This window comes from Dokdonia sp. Asnod1-B02, from assembly GCF_045063955.1.
GTDB lineage: Bacteria > Bacteroidota > Bacteroidia > Flavobacteriales > Flavobacteriaceae > Dokdonia.
Genome location: NZ_JBEFNW010000002.1, coordinates 2,333,140 through 2,353,067, shown reverse-complemented (window position 1 = coordinate 2,353,067; position 19,928 = coordinate 2,333,140). Strand labels below are relative to the sequence as shown.

The 19,928-nt window shown below is 39.9% G+C and carries 26 protein-coding genes; 18 read left to right on the top strand and 8 right to left on the bottom strand.

Annotation, left to right across the window (positions count from 1 at the left end; all coding sequences use genetic code 11):
* Nucleotides 1-170 precede the first annotated feature (170 nt).
* From ACJJVU_RS10700 to ACJJVU_RS10690, 3 genes are all read left to right on the top strand, one after another.
* Nucleotides 171-836, top strand: coding sequence for a Crp/Fnr family transcriptional regulator (locus ACJJVU_RS10700; RefSeq protein WP_108878658.1), 666 nt, complete (start codon nt 171-173; stop codon nt 834-836).
* A gap of 83 nt (nt 837-919) precedes the next feature.
* The gene (locus ACJJVU_RS10695) at nt 920-1,996 is read left to right on the top strand and encodes a hypothetical protein (RefSeq protein WP_405225169.1); all 1,077 of its coding nucleotides are present in this window, start codon (nt 920-922) and stop codon (nt 1,994-1,996) included.
* A 114-nt stretch (nt 1,997-2,110) separates the two neighbouring features.
* A complete protein-coding gene (locus tag ACJJVU_RS10690) occupies nt 2,111-2,635 on the top strand; it encodes a TlpA family protein disulfide reductase (RefSeq protein ID WP_405225166.1) in 525 nt (174 codons plus the stop codon).
* Here ACJJVU_RS10690 and ACJJVU_RS10685 read toward each other — a convergent pair.
* From ACJJVU_RS10685 to ACJJVU_RS10665, 5 genes are all read right to left on the bottom strand, one after another.
* Complete coding sequence (locus tag ACJJVU_RS10685) at nt 2,632-3,096, bottom strand: hypothetical protein (protein WP_405225163.1); 465 nt, start codon at nt 3,094-3,096, stop codon at nt 2,632-2,634. The two genes, ACJJVU_RS10690 and ACJJVU_RS10685, sit on opposite strands and share 4 nt — an antisense overlap.
* Nucleotides 3,097-3,133: 37 nt before the next feature.
* Nucleotides 3,134-3,715, bottom strand: coding sequence for a tRNA-(ms[2]io[6]A)-hydroxylase (locus ACJJVU_RS10680; protein ID WP_405227504.1), 582 nt, complete (start codon nt 3,713-3,715; stop codon nt 3,134-3,136).
* Nucleotides 3,716-3,750: 35 nt separating this feature from the next.
* Nucleotides 3,751-5,655 carry a DNA polymerase III subunit gamma/tau gene (locus ACJJVU_RS10675; protein WP_405225160.1) on the bottom strand — a complete coding sequence of 635 codons (1,905 nt, stop codon included), beginning with the start codon at nt 5,653-5,655 and terminating at the stop codon, nt 3,751-3,753.
* Nucleotides 5,656-5,713: 58 nt separating this feature from the next.
* Nucleotides 5,714-5,887 carry a hypothetical protein gene (locus ACJJVU_RS10670; protein WP_405225157.1) on the bottom strand — a complete coding sequence of 58 codons (174 nt, stop codon included), beginning with the start codon at nt 5,885-5,887 and terminating at the stop codon, nt 5,714-5,716.
* Between the two features lie 82 nt (nt 5,888-5,969).
* Nucleotides 5,970-6,134, bottom strand: coding sequence for a Lacal_2735 family protein (locus ACJJVU_RS10665; protein WP_144783786.1), 165 nt, complete (start codon nt 6,132-6,134; stop codon nt 5,970-5,972).
* Between the two features lie 159 nt (nt 6,135-6,293).
* Here ACJJVU_RS10665 and ACJJVU_RS10660 point away from each other — a divergent pair, with 159 nt between their 5' ends.
* Genes ACJJVU_RS10660 through ACJJVU_RS10640 form a run of 5 tightly spaced genes read left to right on the top strand, consistent with a single transcriptional unit; the run spans nt 6,294 to nt 9,181 of the window.
* Nucleotides 6,294-6,578: a 2TM domain-containing protein gene (locus ACJJVU_RS10660; protein ID WP_405225154.1), complete on the top strand. Its 285-nt coding sequence runs from the start codon at nt 6,294-6,296 to the stop codon at nt 6,576-6,578.
* A 6-nt stretch (nt 6,579-6,584) separates the two neighbouring features.
* On the top strand, nt 6,585-6,896 hold the full coding sequence (locus tag ACJJVU_RS10655) for a 2TM domain-containing protein (protein WP_298324540.1): 312 nt from the start codon (nt 6,585-6,587) through the stop codon (nt 6,894-6,896).
* Complete coding sequence (locus ACJJVU_RS10650; RefSeq protein ID WP_298324543.1) at nt 6,896-7,240, top strand: 2TM domain-containing protein; 345 nt, start codon at nt 6,896-6,898, stop codon at nt 7,238-7,240. The genes ACJJVU_RS10655 and ACJJVU_RS10650 overlap by 1 nt, the downstream gene beginning before the upstream one ends.
* Nucleotides 7,237-8,373, top strand: coding sequence for an amidohydrolase family protein (locus tag ACJJVU_RS10645; RefSeq protein ID WP_405225149.1), 1,137 nt, complete (start codon nt 7,237-7,239; stop codon nt 8,371-8,373). The genes ACJJVU_RS10650 and ACJJVU_RS10645 overlap by 4 nt, the downstream gene beginning before the upstream one ends.
* A 49-nt stretch (nt 8,374-8,422) precedes the next feature.
* Complete coding sequence (locus ACJJVU_RS10640) at nt 8,423-9,181, top strand: LytTR family DNA-binding domain-containing protein (protein ID WP_013752352.1); 759 nt, start codon at nt 8,423-8,425, stop codon at nt 9,179-9,181.
* Here the strand turns inward: ACJJVU_RS10640 and ACJJVU_RS10635 are convergent.
* Both ACJJVU_RS10635 and pepT read right to left on the bottom strand, forming a co-directional pair.
* On the bottom strand, nt 9,178-10,371 hold the full coding sequence (locus tag ACJJVU_RS10635) for an LETM1-related biofilm-associated protein (RefSeq protein WP_405225145.1): 1,194 nt from the start codon (nt 10,369-10,371) through the stop codon (nt 9,178-9,180). The two genes, ACJJVU_RS10640 and ACJJVU_RS10635, sit on opposite strands and share 4 nt — an antisense overlap.
* 58 nt (nt 10,372-10,429) lie before the next feature.
* The gene (gene pepT, locus ACJJVU_RS10630; protein ID WP_405225142.1) at nt 10,430-11,671 is read right to left on the bottom strand and encodes a peptidase T; all 1,242 of its coding nucleotides are present in this window, start codon (nt 11,669-11,671) and stop codon (nt 10,430-10,432) included.
* 107 nt (nt 11,672-11,778) lie between these two features.
* Between pepT and ACJJVU_RS10625 the strand changes: the two genes are divergently transcribed.
* Genes ACJJVU_RS10625 through ACJJVU_RS10615 form a run of 3 tightly spaced genes read left to right on the top strand, consistent with a single transcriptional unit; the run spans nt 11,779 to nt 13,693 of the window.
* Entirely contained in the window at nt 11,779-12,813 is a 1,035-nt protein-coding gene (locus tag ACJJVU_RS10625; protein WP_405225139.1) for a quinone-dependent dihydroorotate dehydrogenase, read from the top strand.
* A 44-nt stretch (nt 12,814-12,857) separates the two neighbouring features.
* Complete coding sequence (locus tag ACJJVU_RS10620; protein WP_013752348.1) at nt 12,858-13,019, top strand: hypothetical protein; 162 nt, start codon at nt 12,858-12,860, stop codon at nt 13,017-13,019.
* 56 nt (nt 13,020-13,075) lie between these two features.
* Nucleotides 13,076-13,693: a LysE family translocator gene (locus ACJJVU_RS10615; RefSeq protein WP_405225136.1), complete on the top strand. Its 618-nt coding sequence runs from the start codon at nt 13,076-13,078 to the stop codon at nt 13,691-13,693.
* On the opposite strand, the gene ACJJVU_RS10610 is transcribed toward ACJJVU_RS10615, so the two are convergent.
* Nucleotides 13,690-15,384 (bottom strand): alpha-glucosidase, encoded by a 1,695-nt coding sequence (locus ACJJVU_RS10610; protein ID WP_405225133.1) that lies wholly within the window; start codon nt 15,382-15,384, stop codon nt 13,690-13,692. The genes ACJJVU_RS10615 and ACJJVU_RS10610 overlap by 4 nt on opposite strands.
* Before the next feature lie 125 nt (nt 15,385-15,509).
* Here ACJJVU_RS10610 and pyrR point away from each other — a divergent pair, with 125 nt between their 5' ends.
* The 7 genes from pyrR (at nt 15,510) to ACJJVU_RS10575 (ending at nt 19,926) form a co-directional block, all read left to right on the top strand.
* Nucleotides 15,510-16,049: a bifunctional pyr operon transcriptional regulator/uracil phosphoribosyltransferase PyrR gene (gene pyrR, locus ACJJVU_RS10605; RefSeq protein ID WP_013752345.1), complete on the top strand. Its 540-nt coding sequence runs from the start codon at nt 15,510-15,512 to the stop codon at nt 16,047-16,049.
* Between the two features lie 5 nt (nt 16,050-16,054).
* Entirely contained in the window at nt 16,055-16,984 is a 930-nt protein-coding gene (locus ACJJVU_RS10600) for an aspartate carbamoyltransferase catalytic subunit (RefSeq protein ID WP_298324571.1), read from the top strand.
* Nucleotides 16,984-17,319, top strand: coding sequence for a ribonuclease Z (locus ACJJVU_RS10595; protein ID WP_405225130.1), 336 nt, complete (start codon nt 16,984-16,986; stop codon nt 17,317-17,319). Before ACJJVU_RS10600 ends, ACJJVU_RS10595 begins: the two co-directional genes overlap by 1 nt.
* An 8-nt stretch (nt 17,320-17,327) precedes the next feature.
* A complete protein-coding gene (locus ACJJVU_RS10590) occupies nt 17,328-18,245 on the top strand; it encodes a ribonuclease Z (protein WP_339844827.1) in 918 nt (305 codons plus the stop codon).
* Nucleotides 18,246-18,251: 6 nt separating this feature from the next.
* On the top strand, nt 18,252-18,668 hold the full coding sequence (locus tag ACJJVU_RS10585) for a hypothetical protein (RefSeq protein ID WP_298324579.1): 417 nt from the start codon (nt 18,252-18,254) through the stop codon (nt 18,666-18,668).
* Nucleotides 18,669-18,797: 129 nt separating this feature from the next.
* Nucleotides 18,798-19,442 carry a pyridoxamine 5'-phosphate oxidase gene (gene pdxH, locus ACJJVU_RS10580; protein ID WP_405225125.1) on the top strand — a complete coding sequence of 215 codons (645 nt, stop codon included), beginning with the start codon at nt 18,798-18,800 and terminating at the stop codon, nt 19,440-19,442.
* A gap of 1 nt (nt 19,443) precedes the next feature.
* A complete protein-coding gene (locus ACJJVU_RS10575; protein WP_405225122.1) occupies nt 19,444-19,926 on the top strand; it encodes a SixA phosphatase family protein in 483 nt (160 codons plus the stop codon).
* Nucleotides 19,927-19,928: the final 2 nt, after the last annotated feature.

Genomic DNA, 19,928 nt, shown 5'->3' with positions numbered 1-19,928 from the left:
TCACGCTGTAAAAACCACCCACTAACCACACTACTCATAAAAGCATGTGGATATAATCCGAGACATTTTCGCGAAAGCGTACTACACCCACAATGCTATAAACGCCTACTGGCTGTAAGGTTACAGAGCAGTTGCCGACAGATGTGTAACAATTAAACCCTACACGCGCTATGTCAAAAATCTGGTTTCTTGAAGATGTAAATGTTTTTAGCGTGTTGTGTCCCCATAAAACAAAGCAGTATAGAAAGCGGCATAACTTCTCACAATACGGGAAGCAGGACTTTATTTACTTTGAGGAGGATGCGGCAAATAAGGTGTACTTGATAGAGAAGGGTAAAGTAAAGCTGGGCTACTATGCAGAGGATGGTAAGGAGGTGGTGCGGGCGATACTTACTAAGGGCGAACTCTTTGGCGAGAAAGCAATACTAGGGGAGGAGTCGCGCAGTGAGTTTGCACAGTCTATAGATGCAAAAACCTCGGTATGCCCCGTGCCGGTGTGCCAGATGCAGGAGTTAATGCGCAATAACCACAGCTTTAGTCTTAAGGTGTATAAATTTCTCGGGATTAGGTTTAAAAAGCTAGAACGCCGTCTAGACTTGCTTCTCTTTAAAGATGCAACCACACGTGTAAAGGAATTTATGACAGAACTTGCCGAAGATTATGGATACTGCTGTCCAAATACGGGTGATACGGTAATCAAACATCCATACACTCAAAAAGATATTGCGAGTCTCATAGGTACGTCACGACCTACGCTTAATGCGATTATGAACGAGCTAAAGGCGACGCAGTTTTTAGAATTTTCTCGCAATGAAATTCGCATAAAAGTGGCATAAAATCACAAAATGTAAGCTAGCTTACATTTAAGCAATCTTGATGGTTTTAGATTTACCATATAAATCAAAAAAAACTATCAATAATGAAAAAGCAACTATTAATGGGATGCTTCGCTCTAGGAGCTATCCTTGTATCGTGTGACTCTGACGACGATACCACCACAAACGCAATCACACCAGAAGCTGGGACGCTAGCAGGAGGTCCTTTTACCTTCTTTGTAGATGGAGCACCAGATATGGTAACGGGCGTGACAATCACTGGCGAATTAGCAGGAGATGTGACCACTTTTGTAGTGACAGATGACTCTAAAAACATCTTAGGAATACCACCTACGCTGGAGGCGCTGGAGGGTGTAAACTTTGACGATGCGGGTGTAGGTGCTTGTTACATCTATCACCTTGCATATCAAGATGGCTTGAGCGGACTAGCAACGGGCGAAAATCTTGATGATTTTGCAGGAGATTTTGAGCTCTCTAACTTTCTAGTAGTAAACCGCAACGCGGGACCACTTGCTGCCGAAATCGTGGGAGGACCTTTTGAGTTTTGTGTAGACGGTACGCCAGATATGGTGAGCGGTTTATCACTTATGGGTGATTCTGTAGGATCTGAGAATAGTTGGGTGATTACCACAGACACTGGCGAAATTTTAGGATTACCACCTACGCTTGATGCAGTGCAGGGTGTAAACTTTGACGATGCAGGAGCAGGAATCTGCCTTATCTGGTACCTACGCTATGAGCCAGGACTAGAAGGGCTAGAAGTAGGCGCAAATGCAAATGACCTTACGGGAGTTTTTGATCTTTCTGAACCTGTAGAAGTAGTACGTAACGAGGCCATCGCTGCCGAAATTACTGGAGGTCCTTTTACCTTTACCGTAGACGGCACACCAGATATGGTAAGCGGGCTAGGTCTTACGGGAGAGAGCGTAGGCGCTTTAAATAGCTGGGTGATCACTACAGATACTGGAGAGATCCTGGGATTACCACCTACACTGGCTGCGGTAGAGGGTGTAAACTTTGATGATGCTGGGACGGGCGTTTGCCTTATCTGGTACCTGCGTTATGAGGAAGGACTTACCGGTCTTATGGTGGGTGCAAATGCAAATGACCTAAGCGGTTGTTTTGACTTATCAGAACCTGTGACGGTTACTCGTAATTAAGTATAAAAAAACGTAAGTTTAATGCGTGTGTACGACTCATCGTGCACACGCATTTTTTTATTCCCTATGGCTCAGAAAAAAAGATTTAGTTGGCAAAATATATTGTTCATCATTGTGATTCTCCTGCTTATAATTCCGCAGACGAGAACTCCTATTCAAGTGGCAATAAATAAGGTGAAGGTGGCGATATTTTCACCGTCCGCTTTCGCGAAAAAGGACCAAACTCAACTCCAGTCTTTTGATTATAAAGTAAGCTCGCTAGAAGGAATTCCAGCCGAAGTAGGCGTAGGGAAAGGCAAAGTGACTTTTATAAGTTACTGGGCAACCTGGTGCCCTCCGTGTATTGCCGAACTACCATCTATAGCCGAACTGCATGCAGATTATGGAGATAAAATAACGTTCTTGCTCATCACAAACGAAGATCCAGCAGTTGTCAAAAAGTTTATGACCAAAAGAGAACTAGACCTCCCAGCAGTATTACCAGCGATGGAAACACCGGAGTTACTTTTTGAACGCTCGATACCTACGAGTTACATTATAGATCAAGAAGGAAATATAGTCGTAAAAGAAACAGGCGCCTCAGACTGGAATAGCGACAGCATAAGAAGCATCATAGACAACCTTCTCGCCGAAGGTTAATCTTCTACCCGCCAGAATATAAACGGAATTTCCATTTCCTCTGAGGAGATAGTCGCCGTAAGCACATCATCAAAGTAAGAATAGGTAATCACCTTCGGGAATTCATTTTCAGGATTTACTGCTGTAAATGACTTACCGTCATTCTCGGTGATTTTAAAAATGGTTGGCGTTTCATTAGGGCCACTTATCTGTAGTTGCCACTCGTTTTTCTTTTGTACAAGACGTATGCGCTCGTTAAAAACGGTATCCTCATCTTCTAAGGTGTAACCGTGACCACGTAGCTCTGTAGCAGTAACTGTTTTCCAGTGTTCAAAGGTCTCACTGCCGCCTTTACTATTAGTGCGCTCCCAGTCTCCTAGTAGATAATCAAAAGGTGTGGTCGGTTTTTGCACAAGAGCTTTCTCCTTACAAGCGATACAGCTCATTACTAAACAAGAAATAATAAGAATACGTATGCGCATATAAGCTTGTGTTTAGGTGAGAAAACTAGTGGAAATATTATCCGTGTATGGTTTCTGTAACACTTAGATCCTTCATCACTTGCTTTTCAAAATCTAGCAATTCTTGCCACTTTGCATCAACTTTTGCTCTGTCTCCGTACTGGCGGGCAAAGTTTAAGAACATGGTGTAGTGTCCAGCCTCGCTTATCATGAGTTTGCGGTAAAACTTAGCAAGCTTTTTATCTTCAAGCTCCTCAGACAGTAAGCGGAAACGCTCACAGCTTCTACCTTCAATAAGCGCCGCAACTAGCAAGCGATTTACTAAACTCTCTACTCTTGATCCTCCTTTTGGGAAAAAGAAACGTAGCTTGTGTACGTAGGCATCCTTGCGTTCGCGACCTAGGTGTAATCCTCTTTCTACCATGATGTCATGCACCATTTTAAAGTGGCTCATTTCTTCCATAGCAAGATCACTCATCGCAGCAACAAGCTCTGTGTATTCTGGAAAACCTATGATAAACGAAATCGCACTAGAAGCAGCTTTCTGCTCGCAGTAGGCGTGATCTGTAAGTATTTCTTCTATGTTTTTTTCTACAATATTTACCCAGCGAGGATCTGTAGGTAATTTAAGGTGGAGCATCTGGATAGCTTCTTTATTTTCCATAGCGTATTTTTTTATAAGTCGAGATCAAATGTTTTCCTGAGAATATCTAGCGCAGGATTGTGTTCCCGTAGTTTATCGTATCGTTCTTGAGCAGTATACGCATACTTGCGTTGTACTTCTTCATTTACCGTAATTCCTAAGGTGATGTCATAATTGTTGAGACTACGTTTTAAAAATTCAAGTAGCGGCCCTTGGGCGCGTTCTACCTCAATTTTCATCGTCTCGTTAGGATATTCTAGTTCAATAGTAGTACCATTTAAAGTCGGCTGATCTGCTTCTAGGTTAGAGGCAATAATCCGTTCTCCTTTGGCAAGAAGGCGCTTTACATACTCTGCCCAGGCAGCTTGCATTGCAATTTCGGTAAATGGCTCTGTAGGTAGATTTTCTACATCTACTTTTTTGTTAGCTTTCTTAAGCTCTAGCTCCTTTTTACGCTGTAATCCTTTAAGTGACAATCCAGACACACGATCCTTGCGCAACGATAATTCTGGTACGCTAGGAGTTGTTGGTGAAGCTTGAGGTGTTACGGGAGCAGGTTGCTGTGTGGCTGCTGTATTTTGTACAGGAGCTGCATTTTGCGTTTGCGCTTGCGTTGCTTGTGGAGCGACTGCATTTGGTGCAACTGTATTTTCTTGTACAGGTACACTTTGCTGTACAGTAGGCGGCGGAGTAGGAGTACTCGGCGTTTGTGTAGCAGGTGCTGCTACCTGTGCAGCATTCGTAGCAGTTGGTGCTTGTGTAGCTGCAGTATTAGTTGGAGTGACTGCCGTTTGCGTCTGTGGTGCTGCGCCAGTCTGTGTGTGATCTACTTTATAATAAGAAGGTGGTACTAAGAACGGACCGTCATTTTTTTTTTCTCCATCAAAAGTGATAGAGGCAAGTTGCATGAGACAAAGTTCTACAAGAAGTCGCTGGTTACGGCTGGTTCTAAATTTGAGATCACAATCATTTGCAATATTGATAGCTTCCATTAAGAAAGCCATATCTGTCTTTTGTGATTGTTCGTAGTACTTTTTCTTAGTCGTATCGCCTACTTCCAATAAATGAATCGTCGGCGGATTTTTACAAACCATTAAGTCTCTAAAGTGAGAAGCAAGACCAGCTATGTAGTGATGTCCATCAAAACCACGAGACAAGATATCATTATACTGTACGAGTACCTGTGGGATATCGTTCGTAAGTAAGTAATCTGTGGTGGTGAAATAGGTATCGTAGTCTAGAACGTTTAAGTTCTCTGTAACTGCCTTTCGCGAAAGCGTTTTACCACTAAAGCTCACTACTCGGTCAAAAATGGATAATGCGTCACGCATCGCACCATCTGCTTTTTGAGCAATGATATGTAATGCTTCTTCATCTGCTTCAATACCTTCTTCTATCGCGATCTGTACAAGATGCTTGCGAGCATCTGTTACTGTAATACGCTTGAAGTCAAAAATCTGACAACGAGAAAGTATGGTAGGGATGATTTTATGTTTTTCTGTAGTCGCTAGTATAAAGATAGCGTGCTTAGGAGGTTCTTCTAGTGTTTTAAGAAACGCATTAAAGGCCGCAGCAGAGAGCATGTGCACCTCATCAATAATATACACTTTGTATTTTCCTACCTGTGGCGGGATGCGTACTTGATCTATAAGACTACGTATATCATCTACAGAGTTGTTTGACGCTGCATCAAGCTCAAATACGTTAAAAGCAAAATCCTCATCTGGACTTGTGTTCTCGTCGGTATTGATTTGCTTTGCAAGAATACGTGCACAAGACGTCTTACCCACACCACGAGGACCACAAAAAAGTAGCGCCTGAGCGAGGTGGTTGTTGCGTATTGCGTTTTCTAAAGTGTTAGTAATAGCCTGTTGCCCAACAACATCTTTAAAAGTGGTGGGACGGTATTTTCGGGCAGATACTATAAAAGGTTCCATACTCACAAATATAATGGGGTACGTATTATTATGCTAGTGAGTATGGACTCTTTATTGCTTATTTATTAACAGTAAGTGCAGAGAGCTTCTGGTCAATCACATGCACCATAATCTGGTAGCTGTGACTAGCCATTTCATCTTTATTGCTCCATTTTTTTGCGTTGCACATCGCTTTTTTACGATATGCCATTAACCGCCTCAGTTTTGGCGATGAGTTGAATAGGGATTTCATACTAGAGTGTTTTTGTTTGCAGTTGTAAAATATAATTTTTTTTACAAATAGTTAACGATATGGTAACAATTTGTGCAGAAAATTACGAATGCTGTGATATTTGCTTCTCAATCTCTGCAGCTTCTGCATATAAACTATCACTTGCACTTCTGTCACTCTTAGATAGTTGGAACGCCCTTTCTAAAACCTTTTTGTGTTTTTCCTGAAGTTTTTCTACTTCGCTTTTCTTTTTAAATAATCCGAACATAACTTTTTTTTACATAAAGATACGGTTTATGAGAAGTGATGTCAACGAGTTTATGACAGTTTTACAATTCAGTAATGAATTTCTACACTTCGGTAAGTACTACTTTTTAAAAATGGAAGATCATGTGATATTTACACCATCAAACAAAAAACAAACATCATGAACACATCAACAGAAAACACAAAGTACGATAGAGCAAGAGCAAGAGTAAGTGAGCTTAAAGAGTTTTATACGCACCTAGGGACATACCTCATCTTTGTATGCTTCTTCTTAGTATTAAACTTTTATACCACAGGCTTTTTCTGGGCTATATTTCCTATCGCAGGTTGGGGAATCGGGATACTAAGTCACGCTGCAAAGACCTTTGGCTGGAATCCTTTCTTCTCAAAAGATTGGGAAAAACGTAAGATAGATGAGTACATTCGTAACGAGGACTTTAAATAAGATAACATGGAAACGCAACAAGAAAAGTATCAAAGAGCCACAGCGCATGTTCAAAAGGTTAAGAAATTCTATAGTAGATTAATTAACTCCCTTATTTTTATTGCTATTGTAGCAGTCATAAATTATTTCGTTAACGAGTTTCGTAATCCGTGGGTATTGTGGGTCATAGGCTTTTCATTGTTAGGGATTATTATAGATGCTATAAAACTCTTCGGGTTGAACTTCTTTTTAGGCAAAGGCTGGGAACAACGTAAGATAGAGGAGCATTTAAAAAAAGAAGAACAAGAATCACAGTCTAATACACTATTTAAAAAATAATGGAATCAACTACGAGCAAATACGAACGCGCAAAAAAACGTGTAGAAGAAGAGAAAGGGTTTTACAGGCATCTCACCGTCTATCTGATTATAAATACGCTCTTGCAGCTATTCTATTCGGGGATGTTTTTTAACTTCGATGTGCTAGGGAATGCACCTTGGTGGGTACGTTATACAACACCATTTTTCTGGGGATTATCGCTGCTAGTGCATTGGATATATGTCTTTAAAGGATTCCGCTTCTTTAAAGGATTAAAGAAATGGGAAGATCGCAAGATTCAAGAATTTATGGATCAAGAGGAAGAAGAGTTTTCAAACCGCTTTCGCGAAAACAGGAAATCATGAGACATACGTTAGTTATCTTACTATTAGTGACCTTCTGCTCCGTGAGCGCGCAGCAAAGTTTTGTAGTAGAAAATGTAACCTTATTTAATGGCACCGAAATCTTAGCAAATCAATTTGTAAAAGTAGACAACGGAATCATCAGCGAGGTGTCTTCAAATCCACTTACTGCACAGACTACCATAGACGGCACTGGGAGGTTCTTAATGCCAGCTCTTACTAATGCTCATGTACATACATGGGCGGCTCCACAACTACAAGAAGCAGCACAAGCAGGTGTTCTTAATTTGCTAGACATGCACGGCATGGAACCCATGCAAGAGGCAATGATTAATCTACGTGATACTCTTGGTAATGCTAGATTGTATCGCGCAGGATATGCAGCTACCACAGAAGGCGGTCACGGTACACAATACGGTTTTCCTATTCCCACACTTTCGGTGCCAGAAGATGCGCAACAATGGGTAGCAGATCGTGTAGCCGCTGGAGTTGATTACATAAAAATCATTGTAGAACCTTGGAAAGCTACACTTCATAAAGAAACCGTAGCGGCTATTATTAAAGAAGCTCATAAAGCAGATAAAATTGCGGTTGTACATGTGTCACGAGCACAAGATGCTTTTGATGCACTCTCAAGCGGTGCAGATGGTCTCGTGCATATTTATAATGATGAGCCTCTCACAGCAGCACAGCTCGATCAACTCAATGAAGATGCAAACTTCTTTGTGATACCTACCATACTTACCACAGTGTTGATTCAGCCACTGTATTACAATAAAACTCCTGAAGAAACTGCCGAAATAGAAGCGCGTCTCCTCAAGGAAGTTAAGCGCTTATACGATGCTGGGATTCCTATTCTAGCAGGTACAGATCCACCTAATGCCAATATTAATATAGGCAGCGATTTGTATAAGGAATTGGCTTTTTTCGCGAAAGCGGGATTACCCATAGAAGCAGTGCTAGCAAGTGCCACTTCATTACCGGCAGATAAGTTTTCTCTAGAGAACGTAGGTTATATAAAAGAAGGCTTTAAAGCAGATATGTTATTGCTTGATAAATCTCCCGTAGAAGATGTGATGCACATGAGCTCGATAGCGAAGATCTGGAAAGAGGGCGTGCTTATCACACAAGAATAAAGAATTAGTATTTTTACGTACATCAAAAAAATCATCAAACAACCAATCCATGAACGTACTCATTATAGAAGACGAAAAACCATCTGCAAGACGCCTTAATAGAATGCTTGCCGAAGTAGGAGTTACTGTAAATGAAATGCTGCATTCTGTAGAGGAAGCTGTGGCCTGGTTTAAAACAAATACACACCCAGATTTAATTTTTCTTGATATCCAACTTTCAGATGGATTGTCTTTTGAAATTTTTGATCAAGTAGAGGTGAAGAGTGCTATTATTTTTACCACTGCGTTTGATGAATACGCGCTACAAGCTTTTAAACTCAATAGCGTAGATTATTTATTGAAACCAATAGACGACGAAGATCTTGAAAAGGCGGTAAATAAGTATAAAGAGCGCATGCCTAAGGCACAAGATGTGTCACTTAACTTTGAAGACATCCGTAAGCTACTAGGCGCAACAGCAGTAGAACGTGAGTATAAAAAGCGATTTACAACTAAGATAGGACAGCATATTAAAATGATTCCTATAGATGAGATTGAGTGTTTTTATAGTGAAAACAAAGGAACGTATGCTGGTACAATAGATGGACGTAATTATTTGCTGGATACAACGCTAGAACTGCTAGAGAATGATCTAGAGCCTGAGACATTCTTTCGAGTAAGCAGGAAGTTTTATGTAAACATCAATGCGATAGCAGATATCATTGCATATACAAACTCAAGACTAAAAATAAAGCTGAATACCTGGAGCGAGCAAGAGATTATTGTAAGCAGGGAGCGCGTAAAAGATTTTAAAACGTGGATTGCTTAATCCTCAAGATTTTCATTAAAAGCACTAGGTAGCATTGTTGGGATTAATCGCACGAGAATAGGTAGTAATAATCCGCCTCCTGGAAGTAAGAATACTGCGAGTGACGGTATGCTTTTGCAAATGTCAAGTAGTTGTTTTTTTACCACTTTGCGCTCTTCTTTAGATAAATCACGTGTAGTAGACTGGCCTAGCAAAATCACTAAGTCACGACTCTCTCTTATTTCTCTCACAAGACGTTTGCTATTACGTGAGATTAGGTTTCCGACAGAAGAAGTCGTCTGACTATAAAAATGCTTTATAGGATTACTGTATTTAAGATATGATATCTCTGTACCGTGTTCCGTTAGGAATGTTTTTACAGCAAGTACCGCATCAAGGTATCCCTTTTCATCAAGACCCATAATCGTACAGAACTGCATGATAAATTCGCGTTCGTGCTTATCGATCTTCTCGTCATCCCATAGCGATAGACTACATAAATCTAGAAGATATTGTTGCTCCAGGGGTTCTGTGATAATCCCGAGATTAATCTCAGAGACCTTCGTATGCGTGTGCTTTATGAGTTCGTTATAGCGTACAGAGCTTTCAAATAATTTTATAAGGAGCTTGTTATATTCATCCTTACTCTCCTTTTGTTGCAATGCCAGCCATATAGATTCTGTAAGAACAGCCTCTAGGTTTTTTGCATACTCGTAGGGATCACCTTGGGTAATGAGGTAGTGATCAAAACTTAGAATATCTATAAACACTAAAGCATTAGTGATAAGATGACTAAAACTCTTCTGCAAGGCCGACTCATTAGTCTGCACTCGCTGGTGGATAATTTTCTCAACCTTAGCAGCCGCATATTCATTACCCAGAGGGATTTTGATAAAGTACTGTTCCTTTTTATCTAGCTGTCTATAAAATGAAACGATAGCTTCTAGGCAATCTTCTTGCCTAGCATTTGCAATCGTATCGTAATACGTAAAAGCAAGTGCGTCAAAGAGGTTAATCTTTGTCTTCTCTTGTACCGTCCACTTAAGTTGTGAGGATTCACTATCCAGTAAGGTATCTAGAGAGTGTCCATAGATAAAACCCTTTGCTCGTAGCGAATCATAAAATGCACGCTCATCCATAGGGTTCTTAACTAGATAGTCAAGAAGCTTTGGGAAGTGTTTATTTATCCAGCCAGTGGCAGAAGGATTCATAAGTGAGCTAATTTATAAAACGATAGTTATTCGAAATTCGCTAATTGCGAGCGTTGTCTTAAGCGTTCTTTTGTGCTGTGATTTCTGTAATTCTTACAATGACCTCAACGGCTTTGATCATACTCTCTACTGGTACATATTCATATCGCCCATGGAAGTTATGACCACCTGCAAAAATGTTAGGACACGGTAATCCCATAAACGAGAGCTGTGATCCATCTGTACCACCACGTATAGGTTTGATAAGTGGTTCTATGTCTAGCGATTTCATTGCTTCCTCTGCAATATCTACAATGTGCATTACAGGTTCCACTTTCTCACGCATATTAAAGTACTGATCTTTGATCTCTACAGTCACTACTTCTTTTTCTAGCTGTGCATTAAGCTCATCTGCTAGTTGGATCATCATTTCCTTGCGAGCTTCAAAGTGTCCTTTGTCGTGATCTCTTATGATATATTCTAGCGTTGTATTATCTACGCTGCCAGTAATGTCATGTAAGTGAAAGAATCCCTCACGATCAGAAGTGTGCTCCGGAGTTTCTAGTCTTGGTAAGCTGTTTATGTAGTCTGTAGCGATGTACATACTATTTACCATTTTGCCTTTTGCATAGCCTGGGTGTACAATTTTACCTTCTATGGTAACGACCGCCCCAGCAGCATTAAAGTTTTCATATTCTAGTTCGCCTATCTGGCTACCATCCATAGTATACGCCCATTCGGCACCAAATTTTTCTACATCAAATTTATGTGCGCCACGACCTATTTCCTCATCAGGAGTGAAGCCTACGCGTATTTTACCGTGTTTTACTTGAGGATTTTCAAGCAAGTATTTCATTGCTTCCATAATCTCTGTAATACCCGCTTTATCATCTGCACCTAGTAGGGTAGTACCATCTGTAGTGATGATGGTTTGCCCTTTGTATTGCTTCAAGTCATCAAAGTATTCTGGAGACAACACAATATTCTGTTCTTTATTAAGAACAAGATCGCCACCGTCATAATTCTCCCAAATCTGCGGTTTTACATCCTTCCCCGTAAAATCTGGAGTTGTATCAAAGTGTGATATAAAACCAATAACAGGCACATCGTGATCTACATTGCTAGGGAGTGTTGCCATCACGTACGCATGCTCATCTATCGTTACCTCACTCATTCCCATTGCTTCTAGTTCATCCTTGAGCTGTCTTGCAAGATCCCACTGGCACTCAGTACTTGGCGTGGTGTCGCTGTTAGGGTCACTTTCCGTATAGGTAGTTACGTAGCTTATAAATCTTTTAAGAAGTGCGTCTTTATCAATCATAATGGGTGGTTGTGAGTACGCTTTCGCGAAAGCGTAAAAATCATCATTCAGTTCTGCTTCAAAAATACCTCTTTTTGGACTATTTTTGCACCACAGAAACGACCGAAATGTACAAACTCCTCATACGCCCAATTCTCTTTTCCTTTGATCCAGAAAAAGTGCATTATTTTACCTTTAGATGGATAAAGCGATTGCATAAATTAGGACTCTCAGGACTTCTTAATCGTATGGGTAAGGTGGAAGACAAGCGACTAGAGCGCAAAGTACTGGGCCTTACTTTTAAAAACCCCGTAGGACTAGCGGCAGGTTTTGATAAAGATGCAAAGCTTTTTAATGAACTAGGAGATTTAGGGTTTGGTTTTATTGAGATAGGTACTGTTACTCCAAAGGCACAAGCAGGAAACCCAAAGCAGCGTCTGTTTAGATTAAAAGAGGATCAAGGGCTCATAAACAGAATGGGCTTCAATAACGGAGGAGTTGCCGAAGCGGTAACTCGATTAAAATCTCGTAAAAACAACAACATTATCATAGGCGGAAACATCGGTAAAAACACCGATACTAAGCCGGAAGATTATACAGCAGACTATCTAACGTGTTTTCACGAATTACATCCTGTAGTAGATTATTTTGTGCTTAATGTAAGTTGCCCGAATGTTTCTAGTCATGCAAAATTGAATGATAAAGATTATCTAGAAGAACTTATAGGAGCCGTGCAGCAAGCAAATAAGAAGTATGCGGTGCAGCGACCAATTGTTCTTAAAATAGCTCCAGATCTTAATGACCAGCAACTAGATGAAATCGTAGCGCTTGTGAAAGAAACAGGTCTCGATGGTGTGATTGCAAGTAATACCTCTGTAAATAGAGAAGGTTTGATAACCACGGACGCTCGCCTTGCAGAAATAGGTAATGGCGGATTAAGCGGCAAGCCAGTTACAAATCGTTCTACACGTGTGATTAAATACTTATCAGACAAGAGTAATAACTCATTTCCAATCATAGGCGTAGGAGGAATTCACTCTGCGCAAGATGCTCTTGATAAACTTGAAGCAGGTGCATCACTTGTACAGCTCTATACAGGGTTTGTATACGAAGGTCCAGGATTGATTAAAGAAATAAATAACGCCATTTTAGCGAAAAGATAGTAAGTTGCCATCGTCTAGTAACTACACGCTAATCAATTCATACCATGAGAAATTCTCATAAACTTATTTTTGCTTCCATTGCCGTCATGCTTTTTGCGATGAAACCTGATATCGCAACCTTTATCCCGCAATGGGCAAAGCTTGCTGCAGCAGGTCTTTTATTATTGCTAGGCTTTTACTCGATGTGGAAGGAACGACAGTGGTAGTGTTGTAAGCATCTTGTTTTTTCTTATTTTGCAATGACTAACTAACTAGTATTCCTTTGATAGAATCCATCATTGCTTTTCTAGCAGCAACTGCTTTACTTGCGTTTTCGCCAGGGCCAGATAACATCTATGTACTCACGCAGAGTGTTGCAAATGGCAGTAAATCTGGACTTGCAACCACCGCAGGGTTAATTTCTGGATGTATTGTGCATACTACACTTGTTGCTTTTGGGCTATCGGCAGTGATTGCTGCTTCGCCTTTTCTGTTTTTTGCAATTAAAACGGTAGGAGCAATGTACTTGCTTTATCTAGCCTTTAAAGTATACCGTAGCGATGCGTCTATTAATCTCGCAGATGGTGCTCCAAAAAAGTCGTACACAGCCCTTTTTAAACAAGGTGTGATTATGAATATCCTTAACCCTAAGGTGACGATATTCTTCTTAGCATTTTTCCCAGGATTCTTATGGGATCCAGAAGGAAACACGGTGTATCAATTTTATGTGTTAGGATTGCTATTTATGCTAGAATCCTTTGTCATCTTCGGGAGTATTGCACTTGTCGCAGGAAAAATCTCTCATGTACTCCGTACTAATAAGAATGCGGGTATTGTTTTAAAGTGGCTGCAAATTATTGTTGTTATAGGGATTGCTGTTTACATTTTTATAGACGGCTAGTTTTCTAATCGATATACAATCGCTTGCCATGGGCGGAGTGTAAATTCTTTAAAGGTCTTATCATCTATTATTTTATCATTAGAAATAACTTTGATTTTCCTGTTATAGCTTACTGAAAGCGGTAACGAGAACTGTGCTGTATCCTCAGAGAAGTTTAATAGCACTAAGAAACGCTCACTCTCTAGCGTTCGCGTGTAGCAATACACTTGGTCATGTTCTGGCTTGATACACTCATAAGCTCCATAAACAAGCGCTTGGTGCTTCTTGCGTAAGGCAGTGATTTGTTTGAAGTAAGAGAGTATAGAATCCTTTTTATTGAGTTGGTCTTTTGTGTTAACACCTACTTTGTAGTCTTCATTGAGCTTTATCCACGGAGTGCCACTTGTAAAGCCAGCGTTTTCTGTGTTATCCCACTGCATGGGTGTGCGCGCATTTTCTCTAGCGGCATGTTGTTCGCTGTCCATAAAGACCTCAAGATCTCCGCCTCTGTTTTTTACAGTCTCATATCTGTTAATCGTATTAATGTCGCGATAATCTTCTATGTCTGTAAAGCGTACGTTAGTCATTCCAATTTCATCACCTTGATAAAAATAAGGAGTACCGCGCATGGTTAATAGAAATGTTTGAAGTAGGGTAGCGCTGTTTCTCCAGTGTTCTGGACTGTCATTTCCCCAGCGGCTCACAGTTCTGGGGAAATCATGGTTTGCTAGAAACAACGATCCCCAGCCAGCTTTTGCAAATGCCGCATCCCAGTCAGTAAATACTTTTTTAAATTCAGGTAAGGAGTAGCCGCCCTCACGCATTTTAAAAACCTCTCCAGGAGCACGGTCTAAACTCATGAGGTCAAAATGGAAGAACATATCCATCTCCTTACGTTCTTCATGAACAAAGTCCAACGCATCATCAATGCTTATCCCTGGGCCTTCACCTACAGTAAACGCATCGTATTTTGAGATTACTTCATTATTAAGTTCGTTGAGGTATTCATGCACTTTTGGGCCATTTGCATAATACGCAATGTATTCATGAGGTTCTTTGGCGTCAATTTCTGGGTAGTTGATATCTTTACTTATAAAAGGAATCACATCCATACGGAAACCATCAACACCTTTTTTAAACCAGAAGTGCATCATATCATATATTTCGGCTCTCACTTTTGGGTTTTCCCATTTGAGGTCGGGCTGCTTTACAGCAAAGTAGTGTAAGTAATAGGCATCTGTTTGCTTATCGTATTGCCATGCATTTTCTTCTACATCAAAGTAACTCCATCTTTTTGGAGGTGTACCTTTTTCCGCTGGCCACCAGTGGAAGTAGTCTCGGTAAGGATTATCACGAGAAGTCCTACTTTCTTTAAACCATTCATGCTCGTCACTACAGTGATTTACCACAAGATCCATCACTAGACGCAGTCCTCTAGCTTTCATGCCTGAAAGTAACTCGTCAAAATCTTCCATAGTGCCAAACTCTGCCATAATCTTTCGGTAATCACGTATGTCATAACCATTATCATCATTAGGCGAATCATAAATAGGGTTGAGCCAGATAATGTCTACCCCTAGACTAGCGATATAATCTAATTTTTCTATGATTCCGCGTAAGTCACCTATGCCGTTACCCGTCGTATCGCGATAGGATCTAGGGTAGATTTGGTATACAATTCCTTCTTTCCACCATGTTTGAGTTTGTAGCATCTTTTTCAGCGTTTAGGTTGTAACGAAGTTAGTAATAGATACGCTTTCGCGAAAGCGTAACAAACACTACCATCAATCCTTAGAATTATGTAACTTTGACCCCCGAACAGATTTCGGAAAATTCTATGAGCCAAAAAGTACTTCTTACTGCGACAGAGATTAACATCATTCTCAATCGTCTGGCTTGTCAACTCATTGAAAATCATACTGATTTTAAAAATACCGTTCTTATTGGGATACAGCCTCGCGGCGTTTATCTAGCAGAACGTATTAAGAAGTTGCTCACCACAGACTATGGCATTGAGGCTATCAAGTTAGGTTATCTAGATATCACGTTTTATCGTGATGATTTTCGCCGTAGCGAGAAAACGCTGGAAGCAAATAAAACAAAAATAGACTTTGTAGTAGAGGATAAGAAGGTGGTCTTTATAGACGACGTCTTATACACTGGGCGTAGCATAAACGCTGCTCTTACTGCTGTGCAGAGTTTTGGGAGACCAGAAGAAGTAGAGTTATTATGTCTTATAGACAGACGTTTCTCTCGTCATTTACCTATCCAACCAGATTATAAAGGGCGTCAGGTAGATGCTATAAATGATGAACAAGTGAAGGTGTGCTGGGAAGAAAATGATGGAGAAGACACCGTATATCTAGTAAAAAGCTAACTATTATGAGCGAGTTGAGTGTCAATCATCTGCTAGGAATCAAGTATATCAATGAGGCAGATATTGAACTTATTTTTAAAACGGCAGATCATTTTAAGGAAGTGATCAATCGCCCTATTAAAAAGGTACCATCACTACGTGATATTACTATTGCAAATCTCTTTTTTGAAAATAGTACACGTACAAAATTGTCTTTTGAACTTGCAGAAAAACGTCTAAGTGCAGATGTAATTAACTTTTCGGCTGCAGCATCATCTGTAAAGAAAGGTGAAACACTCATTGATACCGTAAATAATATTCTATCCATGAAGGTAGATATGGTAGTTATGCGACACCCTAACCCTGGAGCTGGCGTATTTCTATCAAAACATATCAAGGCAAGTATTGTAAATGCTGGAGATGGTGCTCATGAGCACCCTACACAAGCATTGCTAGATAGTTATTCTATAAGAGAACGTCTAGGTGATGTTGCGGGGAAAAATGTGGTGATTGTAGGAGATATTTTACACAGCCGTGTTGCGCTATCAAATATATATGCGCTTAAGTTGCAAGGAGCAAACGTAAAAGTATGTGGTCCAAAAACGCTATTGCCTAAATACATAGAATCACTAGGAGTAGAAGTAGAGCTAGACTTGCGCAAAGCGCTTGAGTGGTGCGACGTGGCAAATATGCTGCGCGTGCAAAATGAGCGAATGGATATTAGTTATTTTCCAAGCACAAGAGAATACACGCAGCAATACGGAGTGAATAAGAAGTTACTAGATTCTCTAGATAAGCAAATTGTAATCATGCACCCAGGACCTATAAATCGCGGTGTAGAGATTACGAGTGACGTTGCAGATTCAGAACATGCAATTATCTTGGATCAAGTACAAAACGGAGTTGCAGTGAGAATGGCAGTAATGTATCTTCTAGCTTCAAAAATCAAACAATAATGACGGTTACAGAAAAGCCAACCTATACCATACTTACAGACGACCGCACAGATGTGCGCGATTTTGCATTATACTTAGAGAACATAGTACCAGATCACTATGATCAAAAGAATCTAGTGATTGATCTTCTCAAATATGACGAGCTCACACTTGAAGATCTTGTGCAGTTTTTAAAGCTTTCAAACTACCAGCGTGCAGATAAGAAATCATTTGTCTTTGTAAATACAGGGATTAACTATGATGTTGTGCCTGATGAGATGATTCTAGTTCCTACGATTGAGGAAGCTGGAGACGTAATCGAAATGGAAGAAATAGAGCGCGATCTCGGATTTTAAAATATTTTATGTCTAGCAATCTACATCTTACTATTTTAGGTTGTTATGCAGCAGCGCCCAGCTCTTTTAAAAATCCTACCTCACAAGTTTTAGACATACGTAATCACTTATTTCTTATAGATTGTGGAGAGGGTACACAGGTTGCACTGCGCCGTAACAAGATTAAGTTTTCTCGTATAAAGCACATATTTATATCGCATTTACACGGAGATCACTTTTTTGGACTAATGGGAGTGATTACCACCTTTAGTCTTCTTAAAAGAACAGCACCGCTCACTATTTATGGTCCTAAAGGGCTTAAAGAAATTATACTCTTACAATTAAAAATCACGCAAGGATTTACAAGTTATCCTCTGCGATTTGTTGAGATCACAAGTAAAGAACCTACGGTAATTTATGAGGATGATGAGGTTACTGTAACCACGATACCGCTTAAACATCGCATTTATACAAATGGCTTTTACTTTCAAGAAAAGCCAGGAGAGCGTAAACTAGACATAAATGCCTGCCTTAATTATGAGATTGATAAGGCTTATTACTCAAAAATTAAGCAAGGTGGTGATATTACTTTAGATGATGGAACGCTTATCCCTAATGATAAGCTTACCTTTGACCCATCTAAGCCTAAGAGCTATGCCTATTGTAGTGATACGGCTTATAAAGAAGCAATCGCTACACAAATTAAAGGAGCTACCGTGTTATATCATGAGGCGACTTTTTTAGAAAGTCATGCACATTTGTGTAAACCTACTGGTCACAGTACGGCGGCACAAGCAGCGCAGATTGCGGCAAAGGCAGAGGTGGGAAGTTTAGTGTTAGGTCATTATTCCATTAGATATGGAGATTTGAATCTATTTATAGAAGAAGCTAGACCTCATTTTGAGAATGTCTTATTAGGAGACGATGGTAAAGAATTTACATTTTAAAGCGTTATGATGGAAGAAGAAATTAAGAAAATAGCAAAACCAGTATTAGCAAAGTTGCAAGAGCATTTTGATATTTTGATACCTCGTAACCTATTTTTAGTAAGCCCAGACACGCAGCTTAAAAAGATAAATACCATCTATGGATCTACTTCTGTAAAAGGAAACATAAGCATTACTTTTAAGATGTTTATGCTAGAAGATCAGTATATGTGTGAGTATTTCTTACAAGCAGATGGATTTACAGAGCACCGTCGTTATAACATCTATACAGATCGTGTGGAGATGCTAGAGAACTTTGAAGGTCAGTTTGCTGCATCAGGAGTAGATGATGAGGACATGGATTATGAAGAGTTTACACGTATTAGAAAGCATAATGATAAAGTGAGAAAACTTTTAATTAAAAAAAGGTTCATGAGGAAGTAGAAGTACGCTTTCGCGAAAGCGTGCACCTCAAAATTTTTATCTTTTGAAGAGTATATTTTAGTTCATTTTTACGAATTCTGAACTAATTCTAACTTTTATCTTCACCTCGGTCTTCGTACATTTACTGCAATGAACAGAGACTTACACGACTACAGAAAATCATACGAGAAAGGCGAGTTGCTATTAGAAAACTCGGCTTTAAACCCTATGGACCAATTTAAAACTTGGTTTAAGGAAGTTGAAGACGCCGGCGGTGTTGCCGAACCGAATGCGATGACTGTTGCCACTTTGGGAACAGACGGTTTTCCAAAATCAAGAATAGTTCTTCTCAAAGAACTAGATGCAGATGGTTTTATTTTTTACACAAACTACACAAGCGAGAAAGGTGAAAGTATTGCTCACCACAATAAAGTGGGAATTTCTTTTTTCTGGCCTAATCTAGAGCGTCAAGTGATTATCAAAGGTGATATAGAAAAAGTAAGTACGGAGCGATCTGATACTTATTTTAACGCGAGACCTAAGGATAGCCAGTTAGGCGCGTGGGTATCTGATCAAAGTAGTGTAATTGCTGGGAGAGAAGTGCTAGAGGATAAGATGAAAGCACTTAAAGCCACTTATGAGGGTAAAGATATACCACGTCCAGCGCACTGGGGTGGTTATATTGTAAAACCTATATCTATTGAATTCTGGCAAGGTAGACCTAGCCGTTTGCATGATAGAATACGCTACAGACTAGAAGACAACCAGTGGATTAAAGAAAGACTAGCTTCATAATATGAAAACACTCTACCTCGTAAGACACGCAAAATCAAGTTGGAAATTTGATGTTATAGATCATGAGCGACCGCTCAATGAGAGAGGTCTAGAAGATGCACCTGCTATGGCAGCCCATATTTCGGAAACAATGCCTAAGCCAGATCTTATGATGAGTAGTGATGCGTTAAGAGCAAAAACTACTGCGGTATATTTTGCCCAAGCATATGGAATTAATGATAAGAATATAGTACTCGATTATAAAATGTATGACTTTGCGGGCGAAGATCTGGTTGAGGTGATACGTAATGTGAGTGATGAGGTTGATTGTTTAATGGTTTTTGGGCATAATAATGCAATGACTAATGTTGTTAATACGTATGGAAATGAAACTGTAGATAATGTTTCTACAGCTGCATTTACAGCAATAACTTTTGATATTGATAGCTGGAAAGACCTTAAAAAAGGAAAGACGATTTATTACAAAGCTCCTAAAGAATTATAGTA